Origin of the sequence: Micromonospora sp. NPDC005215, from assembly GCF_040607915.1 — a bacterium.
In the GTDB taxonomy this organism is placed as follows: Bacteria; Actinomycetota; Actinomycetes; order Mycobacteriales; family Micromonosporaceae; genus Micromonospora.
Map to the genome: position 1 here is coordinate 101,968 of NZ_JBEXHQ010000026.1, position 6,835 is coordinate 108,802.

At 71.6% G+C, this 6,835-nt stretch carries 5 protein-coding genes; 2 read left to right on the forward strand and 3 right to left on the reverse strand.

Annotated features, from left to right (window positions below; all coding sequences use genetic code 11):
* Window positions 1–82: 82 nt before the first annotated feature.
* The gene (locus ABZU25_RS20355) at window positions 83–1,522 is read left to right on the forward strand and encodes a VOC family protein (RefSeq protein WP_355030912.1); all 1,440 of its coding nucleotides are present in this window, start codon (window positions 83–85) and stop codon (window positions 1,520–1,522) included.
* 38 nt (window positions 1,523–1,560) lie between these two features.
* Here the strand turns inward: ABZU25_RS20355 and ABZU25_RS20360 are convergent, their stop codons facing one another.
* The 3 genes from ABZU25_RS20360 to ABZU25_RS20370 are packed head-to-tail and all read right to left on the reverse strand — an operon-like array spanning window position 1,561 to window position 5,929.
* Window positions 1,561–1,983, reverse strand: coding sequence for a DUF4233 domain-containing protein (locus tag ABZU25_RS20360; protein ID WP_355030913.1), 423 nt, complete (start codon window positions 1,981–1,983; stop codon window positions 1,561–1,563).
* Window positions 1,980–3,314, reverse strand: coding sequence for a folylpolyglutamate synthase/dihydrofolate synthase family protein (locus tag ABZU25_RS20365; protein WP_355030914.1), 1,335 nt, complete (start codon window positions 3,312–3,314; stop codon window positions 1,980–1,982). The genes ABZU25_RS20360 and ABZU25_RS20365 overlap by 4 nt, the downstream gene beginning before the upstream one ends.
* On the reverse strand, window positions 3,311–5,929 hold the full coding sequence (locus ABZU25_RS20370; protein WP_355030915.1) for a valine--tRNA ligase: 2,619 nt from the start codon (window positions 5,927–5,929) through the stop codon (window positions 3,311–3,313). Before ABZU25_RS20370 ends, ABZU25_RS20365 begins: the two co-directional genes overlap by 4 nt.
* 69 nt (window positions 5,930–5,998) lie before the next feature.
* Here ABZU25_RS20370 and ABZU25_RS20375 point away from each other — a divergent pair, with 69 nt between their 5' ends.
* Window positions 5,999–6,685, forward strand: a complete 687-nt coding sequence (locus ABZU25_RS20375; protein ID WP_355030916.1) for a hypothetical protein — start codon at window positions 5,999–6,001, stop codon at window positions 6,683–6,685.
* Window positions 6,686–6,835: the final 150 nt, after the last annotated feature.

Below are 6,835 nucleotides of genomic sequence, written 5' to 3' on the forward strand. Positions count from 1 at the left end.
GGTCCCGGCGCCGGCGCGGCGGCCGGTCTTCCGCCCGGTGGCCGATCCGGCCTAGCCTGGCCCTGACCCCGGGAGGTCCACTGTGGCGAATGGCGGGAACCGACCCATCGCGCCGGTACGCAAGCTGGTCGGCGCGGTGCTGGGCACCGTGGCCACCTTCGTCGTCCTCTTCGGGCTGGGCATGACCAGTTGGGCCATCGTGGCTCTCGGGGTCGCCCTGCTGGTGCTGGCGATCGCGCTGGCGACCGTACGCGGTGGCGGGCGTACCTGGGTGGTCGGTGTCGGGCATGTGCACAGCGCCTCCGAACCACCCACCCAGTACGCGTTCGGCCGCTGCGAACTGCAACTGGTGATCGACGCGCCCGGTCTGCCGCCCCGGTCCAAGAAGATCATCGAGCCGAGGGTGCCGGTCTCCAAGTGGCCGTCGCTGGGCCAGACCCTGCCGATCCGGGTCGCGTTGGACGACCAGCGGCACGTCAAGGTTCTCTGGGACGAGGTGCCCACCCACGCCGAGACCGCGGCGGCCGTCGCCGACCTCCCACCGGAGTTCGCCGACGCCGACGCCATGGACGAGGTGCTGCTCCAGCAGGATGCCCCGCCGTGGGCCGATCGCACCTCGGACGACGACTTCCGGGACGACTTCGGGGACCCGCTCGGTGACCGGTTCCATGACCCGCTCGGTCCCGACGCGGCCCGCCCCGATCCCGTGCGGGGCGACCCGGGCGTCAGGTCCGAGGAACGCGAGCCCGTGGTGATGCACCAGAGTCCGGGCGGCCCCGTGGTGTTGGAGGGCGTCGTCGTCGAGCAGCAGGCCACCGGCGGCCTGCCCCGGCGGGCCACCCCTGCGCCGCGCCCGCCCGCCGAGGAGCGGTTCGACGAGCCCGCCGCCGACCGGACCGACGAGCCCGCCGCCGACCGGACCGACGTGCCGGCGGCCGACCGGGCCGACGTGCCGGCGGCCGACCGGATCGCCGACCCGCCACCCGCGCAGCGGTCCGGTCCGGGCGCGACCGACCCGCTGGACCCACTGGATCTTCCGTTGGACGACCCCGCACCGGTCGGGGCGGCGCGCGAGACCGTCACCGACGAGGAACTGGACGAGGCGATCTTCGGGTTGGCCGGCGATGCGGCTGCGGATTTGGCCGAGCCGATCAGCGGGGTGGGTCTCACCCTGCTGGTGACCGACCTGTCCCGGTCGCTCGACTTCTACCGCGACGTGCTCGGCTTCAGCGAGGTCGACCAGGGCGCCGGCAACGCCGTCCTCGCCTCCGGCACGACCCGGCTCGTCCTGCGCGAGGTGACCGGGGCCAAGCCCATCAGCCGTCGGCTGGTGCACGTCAACCTCGAGGTCAACGACATCGAAGCGGCGTACGAACGGTTGCGCGGGTCGGGCGTCCGATTCACGTACGCGCCCCGGGTGGTCAACCGGGGCTCGAAGCTGGAGGTCTGGGCGGCGGCGTTCCGCGACCCGGACGGCCACGGCATCGCGCTCACCCAGTGGCGCGAACGCGCCGACGCCTGACCCCGGCCCGCATCGCCGGGCCGCCGGCCGGTCCGGCGTCAGCCGAGGATGACCCGACGTACGTGCAGCGCGTACGCCCAGACCAGGGCGAAGATGATGCCCAGGCCGAGCAGGGACCAGTGCAGCAGGCCGCCCAGCATCAGCAGGCCCTGGAGCACCGTGCCGGCGTGCCACGCCCAGGGGCGGCGCATCATGCCGGCCACCACGACGGCGGCCACCGCCAGGGCCACCACGGCACCGATGGCGGCACCGCTCAGGTCACCGCCCACCACTCGGATCGGCTGGATCGCCAGCAGCAGCACCAGCGCCTCCAGGCTGAGCGTGCCAGCGCCCAGACCGCGGACCGCCCGCTCCGGGTTGCGCAACCCGGAGCGTCGCGGCTGCCCGGCGACGGGCTCCTCCGGCACGGGCCGATCAGCCGGGTCACCGGTGGCGCGCGGGTCGCGCTCCGGGTCGGTCATCGCTTCAGCAGCCGGCGAGCGTCGGCGACCGTCACCACCGAGCCGGTGACAAGCACCCCGACTCCGCTGAGCTCACCGGGGACGTCCTCCTCGGCCAGCGCCACCGCCAGCTCGATGGCGTCCGGCATCTCCTCGGCCGAGTCCACCCGCTCCTCGCCGAAGATCTCGGCGGCGAGCGCGGCGAGTTCCTCGGTCGGCATCGCCCGTGGCGAGCTGTTGCGGGTGACCACCACCTGGTCGACCACCGGCTCCAGCAGCTCCAACATGGCCTCCGCGTCCTTGTCGGCGAGCACGCCGACCACCGCCACCAGCTTGCTGAACGCGAACTCCTCCTGGAGCGCCGTGACGGTGGCCTTCATGCCGTGCGGGTTGTGCGCGCCGTCGAGCAGGACCGTCGGCGCGTTGCGGACCCGCTCCAGCCGACCCGGGGAACTGGCCGAGGAGAAGCCCTCCCGGACCGTCTCGACGTCCAGCTGGCGTCGAGCCCCGGCGCCGAGGAACGCTTCCACGGCGGCGAGCGCCAGCGCGGCGTTCTGCGCCTGGTGGGCGCCGTGCAGGGGAATGAACACCTCGTCGTAGACGCCACCCAGGCCCTGGAGGCTGAGCACCTGACCGCCGACCGCGACCGCCCGACCCAGTACGCCGAACTGGGCGCCCTCCCGGGCGATGGTGGCCCCGACCTCGGCGCTGCGATCGAGGAGGGGACGGGCTGCCTCCTCCTCCTGCGCCGCGGCGATCACCGTGGCGCCCGGGTGGATGATGCCGGCCTTGGCCAGCGCGATGTCCTGGAGCGTGTCACCCAGCCACTCGGTGTGGTCCAGCCCGATCGGGGTGATCACACAGACCCCGGCCTGGATGACGTTTGTGGCGTCCTCGGCGCCGCCGAGGCCCACCTCGACCACCGCGATGTCGACAGGCGCGTCGGCGAACGTGGCGAACGCCAACGCGGTCGTCATGTCGAAGTACGTCAGCGGCTCGTCCGACCGCGCGTCGACCAGCTCGGCCAGCGGTTTGATCTCCCGGTACACCGCCGCGAACCGCTCCTCGCTTACCGGTTCCCCGTCCAGGCTGATTCGCTCCCGGACGGTCTCCAGGTGCGGGCTGGTGTACCGGCCGGTGTGCAGCCCGAACGCCCGCAGCAGCGAGTCGATCATCCGCGCGGTGGAGGTCTTGCCGTTGGTGCCGGTCAGGTGGATGGCCGGGTACGCCCGCTGCGGACTGCCGAGCAGGTCGAGCAGCGACTCGATCCGGTCCAGCTCGAAGACCATGCGGGTGAAACCACGGGCGTTCAGCTCGGCCTCGACGGCGGCGAATTCGGTACGGTCGGTCACGAGGGAAGCGTCTCCAGAGCAGCGTCGATCCGGACCAGGTCGGCCTCGGCGGTGGCGAGCCGGTCGCGAATCTTCGCGACCACCGGCTCGGGGGCCTTGCCGATGAAGGCCGGGTTGTCGAGCTTCGCCCGAGCCTGCGCGACCTCCTTCTCGGCCGCCGCGCGGTCCTTCGTCAGCCGGGCCCGCTCGGCGGCCACGTCGATCGACCCCCGGGTGTCCAACGCGACACCGACCGCGCCGGGCATGGCCAGCGTGGCGCTGGCCTGGAAATCGTCACCGGCCGGGTCGAGCCGGACCAGGGAGCGGATCAGCGGCTCGTGGGCGTCGATGCCCGCCCCCGCCAGCCCGTCCAACCGGGCGGCCACCCGCTGGGTCGGGCGCAGCCCCTGATCCGAGCGGAACCGCCGGATCTCGGTGACCACGCGCTGCACACTGGCCAGCTCGGCCTCGGCGGCGTCGTCGACAAGCGACCGGTCGGCCACCGGCCAGGCGACGGTCTGCACCGTCTCGCCGCCGGTCAGCGCGAGCCACAGCTCCTCGGTGACGAACGGGATGACCGGGTGCAGCAGCCGCAGCAACTGGTCCAGCACGTGCCCGAGCACCCGGCGGCTGGTCTCGGCCCGCTCACCGCCCTCGGCGAGCACCGGCTTGCTCAGCTCCACGTACCAGTCGCAGACGTCGTCCCAGGCGAAGTGGTAGAGCAGGTCACACACCTTGGCGAACTCGTACGCCTCGAACTGCTCGTCGACCTCGGCGGTGACGTGCGCCAGCCGGGACAGGATCCACCGGTCAACGGTGGAGAGCCGCTCGGCGGGCGGCAGGTCGCCAGTGGTGTGCGCACCGTTCATCAGGGCGAACCGGGTGGCGTTCCACAGCTTGTTGCAGAAGTTGCGGGAGCCCTGGCACCACTCCTCGCTGACCGGCACGTCCTGCCCGGGGTTGGCGCCCCGGGCCAGGGTGAACCGGGTGGCGTCGGCACCGAACCGCTCGATCCAGTCCAACGGGTCGACGACGTTTCCGAACGACTTCGACATCTTCTTGCCGTGCTCGTCGCGGACCATGCCGTGCAGGGCCACGACGTCGAACGGCTGCTTGCCGTCCATCGCGTACAGGCCGAACATCATCATCCGGGCGACCCAGAAGAACAGGATGTCGTAGCCGGTGACCAGGACGCTTGTCGGATAGAACTTGGCCAGGTCAGGGGTCTGCTCCGGCCAGCCGAGCGTGGAGAACGGCCAGAGCGCGCTGGAGAACCAGGTGTCGAGCACGTCCTCGTCCTGCCGCCAGCCGTCGCCGGTCGGCGGCTGCTCGTCCGGGCCGACGCAGACGATCTCGCCCTGCGGGCCGTACCAGACCGGGATCCGGTGCCCCCACCACAGCTGTCGGGAGATGCACCAGTCGTGCATGTTGTCGACCCAGGCGAAGTAGCGCTTGGCCAGCTCGGCCGGTTCGATGCGGACCCGACCGTCGCGCACCGCGTCGCCGGCGGCCTGGGCCAGCGGTCCGGTGTTGACGAACCACTGCAACGACAGCCGCGGCTCGACTGTCGTCTTGCACCGCGAGCAGTGCCCGACAGCGTGCACGTACGGCCGCTTCTCCGCGACGATCCGACCCTGCTCGCGCAACGCCGCCACGATCGCGGGCCGCGCCTCGAACCGGTCCAGCCCTTCGAACGGACCGGGCACGGTGATCACGCCACGCTCGTCCATGACGGTGATCGCGGGCAGGTCGTGCCGCTGGCCGATCTCGAAGTCGTTCGGGTCGTGCGCCGGGGTCACCTTGACCATGCCGGTGCCGAACGACGGGTCGACGTGCGCGTCGGCGACGATCGGAATGCGGCGGCCGGTCAGCGGCAGCTCGACCTCGGTGCCGATCAGGTGCTGGTAGCGCTCGTCGTCCGGGTGCACCGCCACCGCGGTGTCGCCGAGCATCGTCTCGGCCCGGGTGGTGGCCACCACGACCTCGTCGCTGTATCGGATGGAGATCAGCTCACCGTCGTCGTCGGTGTGCTCGACCTCGATGTCGGAGAGCGCGGTCAGGCAACGCGGGCACCAGTTGATGATCCGGTTGGCCCGGTAGATGAGGCCCTCGTCGAAGAGCTTCTTGAAGATCGTCTGGACGGCGCGGGTCAGCCCCTCGTCCATTGTGAAACGCTCACGGTCCCAGTCGACGGAGTCGCCGAGGCGCCGCATCTGCCCCAGGATCGTCCCGCCGGACTCGGCCTTCCACTGCCAGACCCGCTCGACGAACTTCTCCCGGCCGAGGTCGTGCCGGGACAGGCCCTCGGCGGCGAGCTGACGCTCCACCAGGTTCTGGGTGGCGATGCCGGCGTGGTCCATGCCCGGCAGCCACAGCGCCTCGAAGCCCTGCATCCGCTTGCGCCGGGTCAACGCGTCCATCAGCGTGTGCTCGAACGCGTGGCCCATGTGCAGTGAGCCGGTCACGTTCGGCGGTGGGATGACGATGGCGAACGGGGGCTTCTCGCTGTCGGCGGAGGCCCGGAAGTGCCCGGCGGCTACCCACTGCTCGTACCGTCGCTGCTCTACCTCGCCGGGCTGGTACTGGCCGGCAAGGGTCGGGGCGTCGGGGCGTCGGGCATCCAGTCTCTCGGTCACCTGACAAGTCTACGGAGGGCTTCCGCGGACCTGACGTGCGCCACCTGTGGTTCGCGTACGGTGTCGGCTATGTCCGACGCACATCTCACCGAGCGGTCGCTCGACGGCGGTCGCGAGCCGGTCGAGCTGACCGAAGAGCCGATCCAGCTGAGCACCCGGGACTCCGGGGGCGACCCCGACGAACACTCGGGCGGCTGGTCGAGACGACGCAAGATCGGTTGGACGGTCGCGCTGGTGGTCGGCCTGGCGGGCGCCGGGGTGCTGGGTGCCGCCGGGTGGCGGGTGGCCCAGCAGAAGGACACCGAACTCACCTCGCCCCCGCAGGTGGCCGGCCTGACCCGGGACGACAGCGAACGAGCGAAGAGCACAGCCGACTACCTGCGCAGCGGCCTGGCGGCGGACATCGAACTGGACCGCAGCTTCGGCACGGTCTACCGCGACCCGGCCGACGACAAGCGCTCGGTGCTCATCTTCGGCGGCACCACCCTGCTCTGGCAGCCCGAGCGGGACCTGGAGAGCCTGTTCCGCCTCATGTCCGACGAGACCGGTGCGGTGACCGGCCTACGCGAGATGCCCGCTGGCGACCTGGGCGGTGTGCTGAAGTGCGGTAGCACCAGCGGCGAGGGTGGCGACTTCGCGGTGTGCGGGTGGGCCGACCACGGCAGCGTGGTGATGGCCATGTTCCCGGGCCGGTCGGTCACCGACGCCGGCGGCCTGCTGCGGAACCTTCGCGCGGACATGCAGACCCGCGACTGATCCGATCCGGCACCCGCAAGATGACCCCGGTCCGGGACGGACGCGGACGCGGGATGCGGTGCGGAAACGCAGAAAGGGCCACCCTCATCGGGTGACCCTTTCTGGAAAGATTGTCCGGCGGCGTCCTACTCTCCCACACCCTCACGAGTG

Coding starts and splice junctions, on each gene's coding strand:
- ABZU25_RS20375 (WP_355030916.1), top strand. CDS start 5,999: ATGTCCGACGCACATCTCACCGAGCGGTCGCTCGACGGCGGTCGCGAG.
- ABZU25_RS20360 (WP_355030913.1), bottom strand. CDS start 1,983: ATGACCGACCCGGAGCGCGACCCGCGCGCCACCGGTGACCCGGCTGAT.